This window comes from Paenibacillus dauci (genome assembly GCF_000971985.1).
In the GTDB taxonomy this organism is placed as follows: domain Bacteria; phylum Bacillota; class Bacilli; order Paenibacillales; family Paenibacillaceae; genus Saccharibacillus; species Saccharibacillus dauci.
In genome coordinates, this window is the sequence record NZ_LAQQ01000001.1 from 737,642 (window position 1) to 756,886 (window position 19,245).

14 protein-coding genes are annotated in these 19,245 nt (G+C 47.2%); 3 read left to right on the forward strand and 11 right to left on the reverse strand.

Annotated elements, in window-relative coordinates; genetic code table 11:
* Window positions 1-3: 3 nt before the first annotated feature.
* The 7 genes from WH46_RS10575 to leuC form a co-directional block, all read right to left on the reverse strand.
* Window positions 4-1,827, reverse strand: coding sequence for an ABC transporter ATP-binding protein (locus tag WH46_RS10575; protein ID WP_017812937.1), 1,824 nt, complete (start codon window positions 1,825-1,827; stop codon window positions 4-6).
* Window positions 1,828-2,196: 369 nt separating this feature from the next.
* Window positions 2,197-6,021 carry a dynamin family protein gene (locus WH46_RS10580; protein WP_052714198.1) on the reverse strand — a complete coding sequence of 1,275 codons (3,825 nt, stop codon included), beginning with the start codon at window positions 6,019-6,021 and terminating at the stop codon, window positions 2,197-2,199.
* Between the two features lie 307 nt (window positions 6,022-6,328).
* Window positions 6,329-6,607, reverse strand: coding sequence for a hypothetical protein (locus tag WH46_RS10585; RefSeq protein WP_017812935.1), 279 nt, complete (start codon window positions 6,605-6,607; stop codon window positions 6,329-6,331).
* Between the two features lie 16 nt (window positions 6,608-6,623).
* Window positions 6,624-7,340 (reverse strand): endonuclease III, encoded by a 717-nt coding sequence (gene nth / locus WH46_RS10590; RefSeq protein ID WP_017812934.1) that lies wholly within the window; start codon window positions 7,338-7,340, stop codon window positions 6,624-6,626.
* Between the two features lie 341 nt (window positions 7,341-7,681).
* On the reverse strand, window positions 7,682-9,109 hold the full coding sequence (locus WH46_RS10595) for an N-acetylmuramoyl-L-alanine amidase family protein (RefSeq protein WP_046226678.1): 1,428 nt from the start codon (window positions 9,107-9,109) through the stop codon (window positions 7,682-7,684).
* Window positions 9,110-9,443: 334 nt separating this feature from the next.
* Window positions 9,444-10,046: a 3-isopropylmalate dehydratase small subunit gene (gene leuD, locus WH46_RS10600; protein WP_017812932.1), complete on the reverse strand. Its 603-nt coding sequence runs from the start codon at window positions 10,044-10,046 to the stop codon at window positions 9,444-9,446.
* Window positions 10,047-10,166: 120 nt separating this feature from the next.
* Window positions 10,167-11,591, reverse strand: a complete 1,425-nt coding sequence (gene leuC / locus WH46_RS10605) for a 3-isopropylmalate dehydratase large subunit (protein WP_046226679.1) — start codon at window positions 11,589-11,591, stop codon at window positions 10,167-10,169.
* A 314-nt stretch (window positions 11,592-11,905) separates the two neighbouring features.
* Here leuC and WH46_RS10610 point away from each other — a divergent pair, with 314 nt between their 5' ends.
* Window positions 11,906-12,832 (forward strand): LysR family transcriptional regulator, encoded by a 927-nt coding sequence (locus WH46_RS10610; protein ID WP_017812930.1) that lies wholly within the window; start codon window positions 11,906-11,908, stop codon window positions 12,830-12,832.
* A gap of 296 nt (window positions 12,833-13,128) precedes the next feature.
* A complete protein-coding gene (locus WH46_RS10615; RefSeq protein ID WP_046226680.1) occupies window positions 13,129-13,845 on the forward strand; it encodes a DsbA family oxidoreductase in 717 nt (238 codons plus the stop codon).
* Window positions 13,846-14,169: 324 nt separating this feature from the next.
* On the opposite strand, the gene WH46_RS10620 is transcribed toward WH46_RS10615, so the two are convergent.
* The 4 genes from WH46_RS10620 to WH46_RS10635 form a co-directional block, all read right to left on the reverse strand.
* Window positions 14,170-14,778, reverse strand: a complete 609-nt coding sequence (locus WH46_RS10620; RefSeq protein ID WP_046227214.1) for an alpha/beta hydrolase — start codon at window positions 14,776-14,778, stop codon at window positions 14,170-14,172.
* Between the two features lie 13 nt (window positions 14,779-14,791).
* Window positions 14,792-15,736 carry a ring-cleaving dioxygenase gene (locus WH46_RS10625; protein WP_046226681.1) on the reverse strand — a complete coding sequence of 315 codons (945 nt, stop codon included), beginning with the start codon at window positions 15,734-15,736 and terminating at the stop codon, window positions 14,792-14,794.
* Between the two features lie 250 nt (window positions 15,737-15,986).
* On the reverse strand, window positions 15,987-16,601 hold the full coding sequence (locus WH46_RS10630; RefSeq protein ID WP_017812926.1) for a histidine phosphatase family protein: 615 nt from the start codon (window positions 16,599-16,601) through the stop codon (window positions 15,987-15,989).
* Window positions 16,602-16,786: 185 nt separating this feature from the next.
* On the reverse strand, window positions 16,787-17,599 hold the full coding sequence (locus WH46_RS10635; RefSeq protein WP_017812925.1) for a carbon-nitrogen family hydrolase: 813 nt from the start codon (window positions 17,597-17,599) through the stop codon (window positions 16,787-16,789).
* Between the two features lie 204 nt (window positions 17,600-17,803).
* On the opposite strand from WH46_RS10635, the gene WH46_RS10640 reads away from it, so the two are divergent.
* A complete protein-coding gene (locus WH46_RS10640) occupies window positions 17,804-19,006 on the forward strand; it encodes a pyridoxal phosphate-dependent aminotransferase (protein ID WP_046226682.1) in 1,203 nt (400 codons plus the stop codon).
* Window positions 19,007-19,245 lie beyond the last annotated feature (239 nt).

Below are 19,245 nucleotides of genomic sequence, written 5' to 3' on the forward strand. Positions count from 1 at the left end.
GGATTACTCATGGTATCTCACCTGCTCTCCGCTGCCGGGCTGCGGCATCTCTCTGTTCCATTCTTCCGGATGATCCGAATCATCAATTTCCTGCTGACGGGAAATATGATCAGCATACTGTACCTGATAGATATCCTGATAAGGGCCGGCAGCCGCAATCAGCTGCTCATGCTTGCCGCGCTGAATAACACGCCCTTCTTCCAATACCAGAATCTCATCCGCATGACGCAGTGAAGATATCCGGTGAGCAATAATAAAGGTTGTCCGTCCTCGCATTACTTCCTGGAAGCCGGATTGAATCTCGTGTTCTGTCGCCATATCGACGGCACTGGTTGCATCGTCCAGAATCAGAATTTTCGGATTTTTGAGCAGTGCCCGGGCAATCGCGAGACGCTGTTTTTGTCCACCCGATAATCCGAGACCACGTTCACCGACGATCGTATCATACCCTTTGGGCAGCTCCATAATGAACTCATGCGCTTTGGCAAGTGTGGCTGCACGGATAATCTCTTCCATCGTCACTTCTTCCATGCCATAAGCGATATTATTCTTGATGGTGGAAGAGAACAGGAAGGTCTCCTGGAATACAGAGGCGATCTGTGCGCGCAGATCTTCGATCCGTATATCCCGTATATCGGTACCATCCAGTGTAATCCGTCCTTCGTTAACGTTATAAGCACGCATTAAGAGCTGAATAATGGTCGATTTGCCCGAGCCTGTGCCGCCTAGCAGACCGATTACCGAACCGGGAGGTGCATCCAAGTTGATATCCACAACGGCAGCCAGCTTGTTGCCGTAAGCAAAAGTCACATGGTCAAACACGACATGGCCTTTGATTTCATGCATAGGCTTGGCTGTATGCTCATCCTTGATATCTACCGGCTGATTCAGGATTTCCAGAATCCGTTCGGTCGAAGCTTTGGACTGGGTATAGTTGTTAATGTGAAAGCCAAGTCCCCACATCGGGCCAATTATGTACCAGATCAGGGTGAAAAAAGCGACTAGTTCCCCAAGTGTCATAGAACCCTGAATGACCAGTGTACCGCCAAATCCGAGCAAAATAACGATACATACCGAAGCGAGCAGCTCCATAACAGGGAAATAGCGGCTCCACAGGGAAGAAGCAAAAATCTGGTTGGTGCGGTAACGCTCATTACGCAGCGAGAATTTGTCCACTTCATGTGCTTCACGGGCAAATGACTTGATCGTGCGCACACCGGTTATATTTTCCTGTACAGCTGTGGTAAGGGAACTTAATGCCAGACGCATCTCCTGAAAAGCCGGATGGATACGTGATTCAAAACGCAAAGCGACATACACCAGAAATGGGATCGAAATAAGAGTAACGAGAGTGAGCTGCCAGTTCAGCGAGAACATGACTATGGAACCGAAGATGACCATAAGGAATACATTGAGCAGCTGGGCAAAGCCAAACCCGATAAAGTTACGGATCGCCTCCAGATCTCCGGTCAGACGGGACATCAGGTCTCCTGTTTTGGCAGTATCATAATAACGGAAGGATAAAAACTGAAGCTTTTCATAGCAGGCATTACGAAGCCGGTAGGCGAGAAAATTACCGAGTCGCCCTCCAAAAAATCCATGCAGGAACTGCATGCATGCTTTCAAAATCGTAACGATGAACAAGCCGATAACCAGCATAGGCACCTGGTCATACCGCCTGAGTCTGATAATATCATCAATCAGGTACCTCAGCAGATTCGGATAAACCAATCCAAGCGCGGTAGCGGTTGCAAGACAAAAGATGGAGAGGTAAAAATAGCTCTTTTTTTCACGGTAAAAGCCTTGCAGTTGCCTGAGAACGTCCATGTTGTTCCTCCTTCAATCACCTGTCAGGTTAATTAGCATAATGAAGCTTACCACCGTCGCCAATTGCCCGCAAAGAGGATAAGAGACCGTTTACAGCCGATGATGTTAAATTAATGCCATAATCAATATATAATGACCCCATTATAATGAAATCATGCAAAATGCTCCTAATAACAGCGGTTTATTCCACAGTCCCGATTTTTGTAAACTATTGTTTTAGTGTTGAAAGTAAAAGCGTTATAATTTCAAATTTGAAACACTAATTTTCTATCTACTTATATAATAATAAGGAAGTATTAAATATACAAAAAAAGAAGACTGTTCTGTACCATGAACAGTCTTCTATAAGTTTAATGCACAATTATATTGTTAATGATGAAGCTGAGATGTGGCTGAATCGGCTGCCAGTTCATCCAGTTCGGCAGCAAGCTGATGCCACCGTTCGGGTCCGTCGGACATACGAAGTGAAGCCTCGGTTGCTTCTGCCCATTCGGCAATTTGACGGTGCATCTCTTCTATCGTCTCCCGGAAGCGTGTATTCAGACCGTCAATATAATAAATGGCGAGTCGTTCACGCTGCTCCTCCAGCAACTGACCAATCATACTGTCGATTCGAGCAGTCACCTCGTTTCGCAGCTTTTCACGTCCTCCCTGTTCAAAGAAATGACGTGGATTCCGGAACATGGACCAGAGCGATTTCCAATCTACTGCCTGGGACAAGCCCAGTGGTGGCAGCTGTGGCGTCTCCCAGCCGGATGGTTCATATATGGACAGACGCAATCCGGTTGTAGCAGCTTCCGCTTCACGTCCATAGGTTCTCATCCGTTCGCTGATCAGCTGACGCGCAGCCTTCTCCATCCGCAGCGTAGTTGCCAGCACTTCCTGTTCCAGTTCAATACCAACTCTCCGCTGCAGTTCACGTCCGCAGGCTGCAAAGTCGGCTTTGAGATCCGCAGATTCCTGATTCAGCTGTGCCGGGTTGAAGATTTCCGGTATCCATTCCAGTGTTTTGAGGCGTACACGTTGGCGTACATGGAACAGTAGCTCCCCGCTCTCCTCCTGTACCCTGCGATCAGGCTCCGTACGGGCAATACCACTGACAGCTTCGCGGGCCGTCTGCTGCTCTGTCATCAACTGCTGTCTGCGCTGCTGACGGTAGGCTTCGCCCTGTCTGGCAGCTTCTTCCCAGGATATGATCATATCCCGGATACGGCCGATCTCTTCCAGCGCTGCATGCACAGCCAGACCTGCCAATGTCTCATCAGCGAATGTATTAAAACTCTGCTGGAACCCCCGGAACCCTTCATCCTGTCCGTGCAGCGCACGGCGGCTCGACAGCGCATGAATATTCGGTTCACGAATGCCTGCCGTATTCAGTTCACGAACAATCCGTCCTACTACATCATTTTTCTCTTCTTCAGAGGAAGCCAGATCAGAGGCATTAACGATAAAGAACATATTGTCCAGTGCCAGACTGCCTTTGACGCGTCCAAGCTGTTCCAGCAGCTGACGATCACCTGCTGTAAACGCATGATTGTAATAGGTTACGAATACCAGTGCATCTGCAGATTTCATATATTCAAAAGTAACGCCGGTATGACGCGCATTAACCGAATCGGCGCCCGGTGTATCCACCAGTACCATTCCCTGACGAGTCAGATCACAATCATAATACAGGTCAATTCGGCGGACAAAGCAAGATTGCTGCTCTTCCGATACATAACCACGGAAAGCATCCATATCGACTTCGACCTGCTGACCAAGCCGATCCGCCATCTGTTCCCATCCTGCTGCCGCAGCCATAATAAAGTTGTAATGCGCACGTGCCGAAGGATGGATACGTGAAGGAGTCAATCCGGCAACCGCCTTGCGCCAATCCTGCTCCAACGAGCGATCGGGCAATCCAAGTAGACGCAGTGCTCCGCTGATATCTTCCTGCATTTCTTCCGCGTCTTTCAAAAAGACTACAGCTGTTCCATGAGCATGATGACTATCCGCTCCCATAATTTGGGTGATAGCTGCTGTCATTGGATGAGGAGAGACCGGCAGGACCGAGCCGCCAAGCAATGCATTGGCAAAAGAGGATTTGCCTGCACTGAACGCACCGAATAAGGCCAGTGTAAACTTGCCATCTTCCATAATCCCTGCACGGCGGCGCAATTCTTCCGCCTGGGACGCCATTCCCGGTAGTTCAGCAATCTTGCCGGCTGTACTGCGCAGGCGCTCTGCTGTACCCAGCAGACGCTGCTGGCGTGCCGAAGCTCCTTCCTGCTGTGCTGCCGAAGAAGGTGGAGCTGTATGCAATCCATTTCTATGGATAGCAGCCGAATCAGCATCTTTTCCAGTTGATTCGGCTGATGGCACATTCGCTGATAGCTGATTATCGTTATTATCCTGTTGATTGGTCACCGATTGCTCTGTGTCTCCTGCTTTGGCAGATGCAGGATTTAACGGATTATTGTAACTCACATGTTGTGTATCCGATGCTGTATTCTGCCCTGCCTGCACACCGGCTTCGATACGGGGCAGCCAGTCAGGCACTGTAGTCTCCCGCTTTGGCAGAATACTGCGCACTGATAGATCTTGCTGTTGCAGCTGCTGCTCCGCTTCCTGCTGACGGACAAGATCATCATAACGTGCTTGCAGCTGCTGTTTCTCAGCCTCTATATCGGCAGTCTGGCGTTCTACTTCCGGTTGCAGCTGTTCCAATAGACGATCTGCTGCTTCCAGTGCTGCACGGCGATACTTCGCAGCCGTCTGCTCCCGCAGTGCACGTGTATAATTGAGCACATACTCTCCCGATATCGCCATATCCTTGCCGGTACCTGCTTCGATATCAGCAACCGTAATCTCTGGAAGCGATGCGGTCAGAGCTGTCTCCTGTTCCTCGTTCCACAGTTCATGCTCCCGACTCCAACCGCGCAGCAGCCCTCGTACATGTACATCCAGGTTGGCAGCAACCTGCTCCTGATACGCCTGCAAAAAGGTCTGCCTGCGCTGTTCGCGTTCCTGCATCGTTTTTTCGCGGGAAGCAAACAGTCCTTTTTTGAAACCGGGACGCTCACCCTCCAGATAGAGCTGTGCAAGATCACGCAGCGCTGCCGGTGTCAGGTTCGCCTGCTCTACCAATCGGCCAATCTCCCAGCTCCATGTGTCACGCAGCTTTTTGAAGTTACCATTCAGCTCATCCTGTTGCTGCTGCAGCTGAGTGATCTTTCCGTTTAAGCTCGGAAGATCCTGCACCAATTCTTCTGAAAAAGAATCCTCCTCAGTCTCTTCTTCCACAGAATATTGTGTATCTTGATCGAGCTCCTGATCATCGGAGTCGTGGGACATCTGTTCATTCAGCCACTTGCTGTGCTCTTCTGCCAGCTCCCATGCAGCCTGAGACAGGCTGTAGCGCATCAGTGGCACATGATCTTCGAGCAGCTCGCCAATCACTTCACGAAGACGTTCCAGCCGACCATACGTATGCTCTGGAACCTGACGTGAGACATATAACACACCTGCCGGTTCAATGCCCCGTCTGGCAAAAGCCTGCTCTACCCCTTTGCGATATTCTGCAAAAGACAGCTCCTGATCTTCATGCTTGTCAATCTGGTTAACAATCAGATACAGTGGTTTGCCACGTTCATACAATGTGCGAGCAAACGAAAGATTCGTCTCGGACTGCACATGATTATAATCCATCACATAAAAGACCACATCGGCGCGATGCAGTGCTGAATAAGTAGCTGCTTCATGAGCAGCATCTGTGGAATCCACGCCAGGCGTATCCAGCAGTACTCCATGCTGTCCAAGCAGTGGAATCTGGTCCCATAATTCTACAGATTCGTAATCGCCACCGTTTTTACAATATTCGTCCAGCTTGTCCAGATCGATCTCCAGATCGTCGCCTGCATGTACATGAACGAGCGCACGCGGTTCTCCGCAGCGAATCGCAGCAATATTGGCTGTAGTCGGTACCGGACTGGTCGGCAGTACCTGCTTGCCGCACAGCCAGTTCATGAGACTGGATTTGCCTGCCGAGAAATGACCGCAAAAAGCCAGTACCAGTTCCTCCGAACGGTATTTCTGCTGCAAATCATGTGCTTTTTGGGCAGCTGCGTAATTGCCCTGTCGGTTTAGTTCCTGGGCGAGCTGCTCCAGAATAGGTTCAAATGAATCTTCTCTCTGCGTTGTAATCGCTTGCATCAGTATGTCCTCCGTCACTTTCTGATGATGGTCCAATCGTTGTGTTCTTTTTAATAGCCGGTACGGATCATTACGATCACTCCGGAGCATTATTTTAAAATTTATCCTTATCTGTATTGTAGCATTGTATAGGATGTATCGGAAACCAGCGATTCATTTTAAAGATCATCTATAGCGTTATAGCAAAAAAGCTTTTTATACATAGGTACCTGTACAGGACCTGCAGTATAAAAAGCTTTGGAGCTGTTCACACAAAAAAATATGGCCAAGCAGCCTTTCTGTGTAAACATCATGTATTGATTTTGTATTAAACTACGCTTGCTTCTGTTTCCGCAACCGGAACCAGAACTTCAAACAATTTGCCGTGCTGCAGAATTGTAATGCCTCTGCCTTTGTCTTTCATAACCACGACATCGCGTTTTTGTGCCATGCGCTCGAGGTAATGTTCCGGTACATCACCAGAATAGTTGACAGTAATGCCTTCAACTACTTTTTCTTCGTTTTCAACCAATTCTTCGGCAACGATCTGTTCGAAGATATCGGAGAATTGTTCAAAGTTATCAGTGTAGACGGAAATGCATTTCATAACGTTCGACCTCTTTTTATGTTGTAGTATTAGATTGCTTGTCCTTCGCTCTGGACACACGCGGCTTAGCCGGCTTGTCCTTGATGACAAGGGACGTTTTCATTCTTTTTTTGCCTTCACGGCAAATATCAAGCAATGGACAGATCTGACAGGCCGGGTTTTGCGCCTTGCAATGATACCTTCCGAAAAAAATAAATCGATGATGGGATAGCGTCCATTCTTCACGCGGTACCCGTTTCGTCAGTTTACGTTCAACTTCCAGTACATTGTCTTTCCAATTGGCAAGACCCAGTCGTTTGGATACCCGTTCTACATGTGTATCCACGGCAAAAGCAGGCACACCGAAAGCATTGGATACTACGACGTTGGCCGTTTTGCGGCCTACACCCGGCAGCTGTACGAGCAGATCGTGCTCACTCGGTACATCGCCGCCATACTGTTCGATCAGAATCCGGCATAAATTCTGGATATGCTTGGCTTTGCTGCGATACAACCCGATTCGCCGTATATCCTGTTCCAACTCTTCCAGCGGCACGTTCAGATAATCTTGCGGTGTACGGTATTTCTGAAATAAATCAACCGTTACCTTATTGACTGTTGCGTCTGTACACTGTGCAGAAAGCAGAACGGCAATCGTCAATTCAAAGGCATTACTATGATTAAGTTCGCAGTGGGCATCGGGAAACATGCCGGCAAGCGTGTCCAGAATATGTCTTACGGTAGCGGCATTCATTTTCATTCCTCCTGCAAAAAACCGCCTGTTCACGATATGGATCGTGATGCAGACGGTATCGTCTCACGGTACCTGATGATGGGATTGCTGGATTACGTGTCAGACTCTGTTGCTCCATCTTCAATGACAATACAATTCGTATCTTAACATGTTCTGACTGTAATTGCACTATACTTTACATGAAATTTCAGTAATTTTATTGTCATGGATTACAATCACTCAGACGCTAACAATATTACAGAAAATGGAATAAAAAAGAACCAGCCCTCCCTGCGGATGGGAGCGACTGGTTCGATTAGAACGAATTATTGTAGATTCATATTCTTCTGCTACAAAATGGATCAGGATACGCCCAGGTATTCTTTGATCCCTTTCACTACAGATGCAGCGATCTGATCCTGCTTGGCGGAATCCATCATTTTGGACTCTTCCGTTCTGTTGCTGATAAATCCAACTTCCAGCAGTACAGCCGGCATAGTGGTTTCGCGAATAACATGGAAGTTACCATATTGTACGCCACGATCTTTGAAGCCTGTAGCAGCTACAAAGTACTTGTGAATTGTCTGTGCCAGCTTTTTGCTGCTGCTGCGCTGATAGTACGTCTCTGTGCCTGAAGCTGCCGATGAACCGCTGCTGTTCGCATGAATGGATACAAATACATCCGCATTCAACTTCTCGGCTACTTTGACACGCTCCTTCAGTTCGAGGAAGGTATCATCCGAGCGTGTCAGAATGACATCAATATTCGGATCATCTTTGAGCAGTGCTTCTACTTTGAGAGCCAGTCCAAGGTTCAACCTTTTCTCGGTAGTTTGGGAGCCTACGGCACCCGGATCCTGGTCGCCGTGACCTGCATCGATTACCACTACCTTTTTACCGGAATTACCTACCGATGAACCCGGCTGGGTTGCACCTGTGCTGGAATCTGGCTGTTTGGTCGTACCATTGTCTGCTGTCAGATCCACAATCAGCAGTCCTTGTCCTTCGTTGAAGACTTCGTAATTTTTGGCTTTTTTCAGATCGATTACAATACGTACACTCGATGGGTCGGTACTATACTGAGAGTAGCGAACCTGAGAGACATTATCGTTGTTTGGTACAGCTAGCGTAGCAATCTGTCCTGCTTCGGCATTCTGTCCCTGTGCGAATCCGCCGCCAAAATCAGCATTTGGCAGATCAACGACGATCCGATTTGGTGAATCCATTTTGGATACTTTTGGCGTCACGCTCTTGTCCAGCGTCACCAGCAGGCGACTTTCACTGAAGCTGATGCCGTTCACCAGTGCAAGACCGTTTTCGGAAGTTGCATTGTCCGCGTCCGAAGTCGTTCCTCCGCCGGTGCTCGTGCCCGTCGATGTCAATGTGACAATTTTGTCGCTGTTGTTCCAGTGTACTCCGATACCCATCTGTTCACTTACCAGTCGGATCGGTACCATTGTTGTACCATTTTTGATTACCGGTGCGGTATTTAAGCTATACGTTTTGTTGTCTACAGAAGCTGCATTCTTGCCAATATACAACTGAATGGACTTGCCTTCTCCATCAATATTGACCTGACCGGCAGATTGATCCCATTTCACTTGATAACCAAGATTCTGGGAAATCACCCGAATCGGCACCATCACCGAACCTTTGACATTCTGCACTTCTTCCGGAATGCTGAGTTGTTGACCGTTCAGTACAACTTTCGTGTCTGTGGCAGCTTCGCCGATATGGGGAAAGGACCACATAAACACCAACAAAAAGACTAAAAAACCTAATTTCTTCATTCTTCACCCCTACCATTCCCGTTTTGATTACCGAACTACCCAGCACGGCTGTACCGGCAAATGTTATTACCAGACGACATATTAGACGCTTATGCTCTCCAAAAGTTGCGAGTGAATTTTCATTTCCGGATGCTTTTCTCGATTATCCCCTGTTCATTTTGGACGCAAGTGATCGAGATCGCAGAGCCTGCACCGTCTGCGCCGGATTGGCATTCACCAAAAAAAATACATAACTCTGTCGTAGCTAATATCGACAGAGTTATGCATTTTTGTAATAACTATTTGTAAAAACACAACTACAAATTACATCGGAGCATCTTGCTGACCTGGATACTCAGACAAACAGGTGTGCACCTCTGGATTGCTCATAAGCTGTAATCTCGGACTCATGCTGCAGCGTCAGACCAATATCGTCCAGTCCCTGCAGCAGGAACTGCCGGCGATGCTCGTCCAGATCAAAATTAATATGCAGTCCATACTCATCTGTGAGCTGCTTGTTCTCCAGATCCACATTGAGACGGTATCCTTCATGTTCAGCTGTACGTTCGAACAGATCCTGTACCTGCTCTTCGGAGAGCTTGATAGGAAGAATACCATTTTTGAAGCAGTTATTATAGAAGATATCTGCAAAAGATGGTGCAATTACACAGCGGAATCCATAATCCATAATCGCCCATGGCGCATGCTCACGGGAAGATCCACAGCCAAAATTGGCACGGGATACCAAAACAGAGGCTCCCTGGTAACGCGGTTTGTTCATATCAAAATTCTCATTCACATTACCTTCTTCATCCCAGCGCCATTCGTAGAACAGGAACTGGCCAAAGCCTGTCCGTTCAATCCGTTTCAAAAATTGCTTGGGAATAATGGCATCTGTATCTACATTGACCCGGTCCACCGGTGCGACAATACCGTTTAACTGTTTGAATGGTTCCATTGATATAGACTCCTCTCTAAATACCGTACATAAGTCTGCAGTTTTCTCTACCGTTATAAATGAAGCGAGACTGTGTGTATGAATTTTATATTGGGTTCACACGGCACGCTCGTAAGTCAATTAGTTCAATACCGGCTCGGATTTGAATTCCCAATCACGAACATCGGTAAAGCGACCGGTAATCGCTGCAGCGGCTGCCATTGCAGGAGATACCAGATGCGTACGTCCACCACGACCCTGACGCCCTTCAAAATTACGATTGGATGTAGATGCGCAGCGTTGTCCCGGCTTCAGTACATCCGGATTCATCGCGAGACACATACTGCATCCTGCTTCACGCCATTCAAATCCTGCTTCCTTGAAGATCACATCCAGTCCTTCTTTTTCTGCCTGGATTTTGACACGGCCGGAGCCCGGGACGACGATCGCTGTCAGGCGATCGGATACTTTGTAACCGCGAGCCACTTCAGCGGCAGCACGCAGATCTTCAATCCGTCCGTTTGTACAGGAACCGATAAATACATAATCAACCGGAATCTCGGACATTGGTGTACCTGGTGCGAGATCCATATATTCAAGCGCTTTTTCAGCGGCTCTGCGTTCATTTTCAGTTGTAAAATCAGCAGGATTTGGTACAGCCGACGTAATATCAGTTCCCATTCCCGGGCTTGTACCCCAGGTCACCTGTGGAATCAGGGCATCTACGTCAAATTCCAAGATCGTGTCATAAGATGCGCCTTCATCGGTAGTTAATTCCTTCCAGCGGGCAACTGCTTCGTCAAATGCTGCACCCTGCGGCACATACTGACGTCCGCGCAGATAAGAGAATGTCGTCTCATCCGGTGCAATCAATCCTGCACGTGCTCCGCCTTCAATAGACATGTTACATACAGTCATACGCTCTTCCATGGACAGTTCACGAATTGCCTCGCCTGTATATTCGATAACATACCCTGTCGCAAAGTCTGTTCCGTATTTGGCAATCACACCGAGGATCATATCCTTGGCGGTTACACCAGGCTTGCGTGAACCCACAAAGCGGATTTCCATCGTTTTGGAGGTGGATTGCTGTAGACACTGGGTAGCCAGTACATGCTCTACTTCACTCGTACCGATACCGAATGCCAGAGCGCCAAATGCACCATGAGTCGATGTATGGCTGTCTCCGCAAACAATTGTTTTACCCGGATGGGTCAGACCGAGTTCAGGTCCCATAACGTGAACTACGCCCTGGTCGATTGTATCCAGATCGAACAGCTTCACACCAAAGTCACGACAATTCTGAGTCAGTGTATCAATCTGCTGCTTGGAGATCGGATCGGTAATATTGTAACGGTCAAAGGTTGGCACATTGTGATCCATCGTAGCGAAAGTAAGTTCCGGGCGACGAACTTGACGGTTGCTCAGACGCAGTCCTTCAAATGCCTGTGGAGAAGTTACTTCGTGAACGAGATGCAGGTCGATGTACAATACGCTTGGCTTGCCTTCTTCCTGATGAATTACGTGGTTATCCCAGATTTTCTCATACAATGTCTTTTTGCTCATTATTCTCACCCCATCATGGATTGTAATCCCAAGCAGCTGCATTTTCGGTGGGATAGCGTCAACCCGCCTCCCGTATAGATCGGACCTGAAAATGCACTGCTGCTTTTACTGCTAAATAATTGTCTTTCCACTTTTTCAAATTTGAAATTTGTGGAAATTATGGTTAGTTACTTTATCGGCTGTCTGTATCGTTTCAACAGGCTTTTTTATAATGATTACAATATAACATTGTGTGTGCGATAGGTCTAAGATATTATATCTATAGAAGTTATAGGTTTATCTTATAAGAGAATGTGAACTAAAGGGGACGTATTATGGAACTCAGACAATTACAATATGCACTGCAAATTGCTGCAGAGCGCAATTTTTCACGGGCAGCAGAGAAGCTACATATCGCGCAGCCTTCACTCAGTCAGCAGCTATCCAAACTGGAAAAAGAACTTGGAGTGCTGCTGTTTCAGCGTAATACAAGTACAGTAGAGCTCACGCATGCCGGGTCCAGCTTTGTAGAGCATGCCCAGAAAATTATCGATTCCGTCGAACAGCTGCGCAAGGAAATGGCCGACATTTCCCAGCTACAGAGCGGACGGGTTATTGTAGGCAGTATGCAAATTACCGGTTCCCATCTGCTGCCGCATGTACTACCTGCTTTTCGCGCAGCCTATCCGCAGATCGATGTCGTTCTGCTGGAAGATACATCACTCAATCTGGAGAAGCTGACAGCCAGCGGCCAGACCGATCTCAGTCTGCTCGCTCTGCCGCTGACCGAATCTTCACTTACCTACGAGCCAGTGGCAGAAGAATTAATTGATCTTGCTGTTCCTCCTACTCATCCGCTCGCCCAGCGTTTTCTGGCAGGTGATCATACACCGGTCAAGTTATCCGAGCTGAAGGATGAAGCGTTTATTGTATTGAAAAAAGGCCAGGGATTCCGCAAAATCGTGTTCGATGTATGTGGAGAAGCAGGATTTGAGCCGCAGGTGGTATTTGAAAGTAATAATATTGAGACGATCCAGTCTCTGGTTGCTACAGGCATGGGCGTTACATTTGTGCCGCATTACATCGCCCGGGCACGCCGCGGGGAATTCCTGCCCGTCTATCTTCCCCTGGCAGAGCCTATTCCAAGCCGCACACTTGTGATCGCCCGGCGCAAAGGACGCTACCTGTCCAAAGCAGCAGAAGCTTTTATTGAGACATTCAAGGAAACAATGGCCAATGTAGTCAACCAGGAACAAATCTAATTTGTATAAGCAAGGAAATCCAGACAGTAAAGCACATCCTGCCAAGACAGATGTATTTATTTCCTTTTCTATTTTCTATAATCATGTTCTCAACCTATAAACATCGATTCTTAACCAGATAGGATATGATTATATCTTTAAATATGTATATTTGTTAGTTGATTATTAAAAGTAATTATTGTAGGATAAAATCATACGTTTGGTGACTGACCGTCTGTCAGAAAACAGGTGCATTCATTACAGGCATATATCCATCTGTAGACAAAACAGCAAACAATCATATGGAGGTTTTATAAATGAAAATCGATATCTGGTCTGACTATCAATGTCCTTTCTGTTATATCGGCAAAACAAGACTACAAAATGCTTTGGCGCAATTTCCACATGCCGACGAAGTAACCGTCAACTATAAAAGCTTTGAACTTGATCCTTCAGCAGAACGTGATATTCCATTGAATATTTACGAAAGTCTGGCCAAAAAATACGGCACAACAATTGAACAGGCGCGCGAGATGAATGTGAATGTAGGTAACCAGGCCGCCCAGGAAGGACTCGACTTCCAATTTGACAGCATGATCCTGACTAATAGCTTTGATGCACACCGTCTTATGCAGTATGCGGCCGATCAGGGCAAAGCCGAAGAAATGAATGAAGCGCTGTTCCGTGCCTACTTTACCGAGTCACGTCATATTGGTGATCATGCCACACTGATTGATATCGCTGAAAGTGTCGGACTGGATCGGCAGCAGACAACTGCTGTACTGGAGAGTGAACAGTATGGGGAGCTGGTACGCCGTCAGGAACATCTCGGTAGTCAGTTGGGAATTACCGGCGTACCTTTCTTTGTTATCAATGATAAATATGCTGTATCCGGTGCACAACCGACCGAAATGTTCAGCAAAGCACTGAATGATATCTGGAAAGAAGACCATCCACTGCAGATGCTTGGGGATTCGGCTGATGGCGATATGTGTGTAGACGGTTCCTGCGTGGTACCGGAAGAGCAGAAATAATAGCGGATTATTATTCTCCAAAAATCCTTTTATAACGAATATTGTCATACCATAGTTGATCTTGGCAGCGCATCGCTTATAATTTCACTTTCAACTGTATATCCAAAACCGCCTTTTCATTGAGAAAGGCGGTTTTTTTGATGTGAATGTTGTGGGTAGTTCGTACTCATGGACAAATCAGCTTCTTTCATTAAGCATGCTAAAGATGACTTTAGGTCCGAAGTGTTCATTTTTATCATAAAAAAAGCGGGACAAGGCGTCACTATGACGTTGTTCCGCTTTTGGATATATCTAATTACCCGTGTATATTACTTGATAGCACTTTTAGCGGATTTTTGCCGCATACCATGCAGCTGCCGCTTGCACTTCAGTAGCGGTCAGCTGGTGACCACTATTTTCCCAGTGCATCTGTACATCGGCTCCAGCGTCTGCCAGCAATGTTCCCAGCTCTTCGCTTTCAGCGCGCGGAATAATAGGATCATTGGTACCGGAACCCATAAATACGGGAATACCTGCCAGCTCCGGGAGCTCAATACTGCGTAGTGGAACCATCGCATGATGCAAAATAGCTCCCTGGAGTGATTGTGCGTCATGGAATAGCAGACTGGCTGCAATATTCGCACCATTGGAATAACCGACTGCAATTATTTTGCGGCGATCAAATCCATATTCCTCTGCTGCTGCATCCAAAAAAGCATTCAGCTCATGTGTACGGGCAATCAGATCCGGTTCGTCAAAAACACCTTCCGCCAATCGACGGAAAAAGCGCGGCATACCATTCTCCGACACATTGCCTCTAACGCCAAGCACTGAAGCTTCCGGCGCCAGCATTTCCGCTAGAGGCAGTAGATCATTCTCGTTACCACCCGTACCGTGAAGAAGCAGCAGCACCGGCAGATCGGGATTGATTCCCTTTTTGAATATATGCTTCATGGTTAGTGTCATCTTATTTCCCCTCCACTTTGCGTACTTGAATAGGCAGCAGATTGCTTTGGATCAATTCACGCTGTGGTTCATACCATTCCGGCAGCATCAATTTACTACCCATTTGTTCAGCGGTCTCATCATTGGCAAATCCAGGAGGATCAGTCGCAATCTCGAACAGTATGCCTCCATCTTCACGGAAATACACAGCATGGAAATATTGACGGTCGATAACCGGTGTAGGCTGGAATCCGGCTGCTTCGACCTGTTCACGCCACTGCTCATGCTCTGCAAAATCGGCTGCACGCCAGGCAATATGGTGAACCGTTCCCGCTCCACCGATTCCGCGCGGCAGATCACGGGAATTTACATCAATGATATTACCGATATCGCCGTCAGCTTTGAAGCGTACATAGCCGTCTTCTTCACCAATCCGGGTCAGGCCGAGTACATGCTCGATCGTATGCAGCGTACGTTCTGGACGTCCACTGAACAGTACACCACCGCCAAAGCCTTTGATCGCCTGGGCGGAAGTAATTCCATCCCATTCCCAGGTGCTGGCAGCTCCTTCTTTACGCTCTGCCAGTTCAATACGCAGTCCATCATAATCTGTAAAACGAAGCAGCTGCTCACCGAAGCGCTCTGCTTTTTCTACATGAATATTTAAGCGGTTCAGACGTTCTTCCCAGAAAGGAAGTGCACCCGGAGGTACAGCGAATACGGTAATTCCGAGCTGTCCCGCACCGATTACTCCTTTACGCGAACCTGGTTGAGGGAAAAAGGTAACGATAGTCCCCGGGCTTCCGCCTTCATTACCAAAGTACAAGTGATAAACTTCGGGAGCATCAAAATTGATAGTTTGTTTTACCATGCGAAGTCCGAGAATACCTGCATAAAAATCTACATTGCGCTGTGGATCAGTAACAAAAGAAGTAATGTGGTGAATTCCTGCTGTACGAAGTGTCATTATTTCCAGCTCCTTTTTCATTATCAATTGGATTTTTAATATTTTTTTGTTTTTTTTATAGTAATTCATAGATGTACTGGTCAGTTAGAAATCATCGACTTTTAAATATCTTAATTTATAGATAATTTCTATATCTTTATTATATCCACTCTGTTCGAGAATGAAAGGGGGTAAAGCAAAACAGTTTTTAAATCACAACTAACTAACTTTTAGTAAGTAATGAAGATCGTTTTGTTTTTGTTTTTGTTTATTATACGTTTGTCTCATGCAAATGAGTCGTTGATGCAAAAGAAAGCAGCTTATACTCTCCGTGGTCATAAGTCAGTTCAGTGATCGAACATTCCAGGATCAGCGTACTCTGAACTGCAATAAATGCGGGATGCCATTGTGCAAGCTGGGATTCCGGTATGGCACCAACCAGCCAATCTGTAATCAATCCGCCATGTGTGACAATAATGATCGTACTGTCTACCGGATATTGTGCTGCCAATTCGGATAATACAGAATCCAGTCTCTGTGCTGCTTGGGCAGCCGAGTCTCCTACTGGAGGTACGTAGTGACGATCCGCTGTACACCGTTCCCACATGTCCACAAATTGTTCGAAGGTCTGACCTGGCAGATCTCCCCAATTGGCCCGCTCTCTCAGACGAGAGTCTTGTTGCAAAGGACACTGAACTGCAGCAGCGATATATGTAGCGGTCTCTTGGGCCCGGCGCAGCGGACTCGCTATCACGGCAGCGATCGGATACTGCTGCACATAATCAGCAGTGAGCTGTGCCTGCCTTTTCCCTTTACTCGTGATTCCAACATCGCCTGCCGCCTTCTCTTTCAGTGCGTGCCGGATCAACAAAAACGTTGTACTCATTTACTCGCCTCCCTGTGGATGGATATGAAAACATGGATTGGCACAAAATATGTAAGCGTTATCTTTCTTTGCTTAAAATAACCGTCCATTCCTAAGTGATGTATAGCGAATGAACGGTTATTTTCTTGCCAATAATAGGATTGACTTCTTCCATTATATATAGACTGCTCGCCTATACAGGATTATTACTTCTCTTCGTGCCGATACAGCTCCGGACGACGGTCGGTAAATACCGGGATTCTGCCACGTACTTCTTCCGATAGATCCAGATCGATCGTTGCTGTCAGAATACCTTCTTCTTCATTACTCTCGGCTACAATCTCTCCCCACGGATCAATAACCATCGAATGACCAAAGAAATGGCTTTTCTCGTCTTGTCCTACCCGGTTGCAGGCAATCACATACATCTGATTCTCGATCGCACGGGCTGTGAGCAGCGTACGCCAGTGATTCATGCGGGGATGCGGCCACTCTGCCGGTACGAACCAGACTTTGGCGCCAGCGAGTGCCAGTGCACGGGCAAGCTCGGGAAAACGGATATCATAACAGATCGAGGCGGCTGCCGTAATATCACCGAGTGGAAATAATGCCGTTTCTTCACCGGGTTGCATGAACTTTTCTTCATTCATTAATTTAAATAAATGGATCTTGTCATAGCGGGCTGTACGTTCCCCGTCCGGTCCAAACACATACAGCGTATTATAAAATCCCGACTGCCGCTGTTCCGAGATCGAGCCTCCAACCAGCGTAATTCGATAATGCCGGGCAGTCTCGCTCATCCAGAATGTATATGGTCCATTCTCCGGTTCTGCCAATCCATCCAGCCGATCCAGTGCATAACCTGTATTCCACATCTCTGGCAGTACAATGACGTCTGGTCTTGGATGAGCTTCCATCGCTTTAGTAATCCATTCTTCGGCACGCTGCAGATTCACTTCAGGGTTACCCAGTTCAATATCCATCTGGATCAGACTAATATGTAGTGCACGCATGGTCATTCATCTTCTCTCCTTACTATTCAATTCCGGGGCATACTGCGATGCCATCCAGCTTGCCTCCATCATATCCTTAGTATTCCGGTAAAATCAATGCCCCGCCTATTGTTTGCATAAAATACATCTATACTCATCGGATAAATCGTGATAGATTAGGAAGACTATGTAGATTTTACCCAAAATGAACCTACCGGAGTGATGAATACGATGCAAAATAACAACAACGGAACAGGCTCTGCTTTTGCTATCCAGCCTGCCGGTGTCATGAATCAGCTGCCCGAGCAGTTTTTTGCCAAACTCGTTCAGGATGTCAATCGGCAGGTCGCTGCCGGACATGATGTAATCAATCTTGGACAGGGTAATCCCGACCAACCTACTCCGCCACATATCGTCGAGGAATTACGCGAAGCGGCAGGTAATCCGCAGTATCACAAATATTCTCCATTTTCCGGCTATGCTTTTCTCAAAGAAGCAGCTGCCCAGCGCTATAAGGAAGATTACAATGTAGATCTGGATCCGGAGACAGAAGTAGCCATATTGTTTGGAGGCAAAACCGGACTGATTGAGATCAGCCAGATTATGCTGGAATCCGGTGATATCTGCCTCGTCCCTGATCCAGGTTATCCGGACTACTGGTCTGGTGTAGCGCTATCCGGTGCGGAGATGGCTTTTATGCCGCTGACCGAGGATCATGCCTATCTGCCGGACTACAGTGCAATACCTCCCGAGGTTCTGGAACGTGCCAAGCTGATGTTTCTCAATTATCCGAATAATCCTACCTCCGCAACGGCTCCGTACTCTTTTTATGAAGAAACTGTACAATTTGCCAAGGAAAATCAGATTGTGGTCGCCAGCGATTTTGCCTATGGTGCTATTGGATTTGACGGTGAACAGCCGGTTAGCTTCCTTCAGGTACCCGGTGCCAAGGAAGTGGGCGTCGAATTCTATACGCTTTCCAAAACCTATAATATGGCCGGCTGGCGTGTCGCTTTTGCTCTGGGTAACAAGGAAATTATCCGCCTGATCAATCTGATGCAGGATCATGTCTACGTCAGTCTGTTTGGCGGTATCCAGGCGGCAGCTGCCCGTGCGCTCACAGATGATCAGCAGTGTGTCAAAGATCTGGTAGCCATGTATGAGTCCCGGCGTAATGCATTTTTTGAAGAATTGGAGCAGATCGGCTGGAAAGCGGAAGCTCCCAAAGGCTCCTTCTTCTGCTGGCTTCCCGTACCGGAGGGTATGGGCTCCAGAGAATTTGCTACCCTGCTGCTGGAAAAGGCACATGTGGCTGTTGCACCGGGAATCGGTTTTGGTACGAACGGAGAAGGCTATGTACGTATTGGACTGCTCACTTCGGAAGAACGCTTGCGTGAAGCCGTTCGCCGAATCGGTAAACTGAACCTGTTCTAAGACCGGGAATGGATCTGATTCTCTGAATAGATCTTATTATACAGAGCAGTCCACAGATTCTTTTGCAACGTGATACTTTAATTAAAAGTACCACCCTTTTGCAGATCAGTATTGTATTTTTTGTCAGTAATGTATTTTTTACTGGAAGCAGGCAATGCGGTGCTTGGCAAAAGTAACGTAACGTGCTATTCTAATGTGCAATACCAGCAATGATAACATTATGAATGCCGGACAGAACT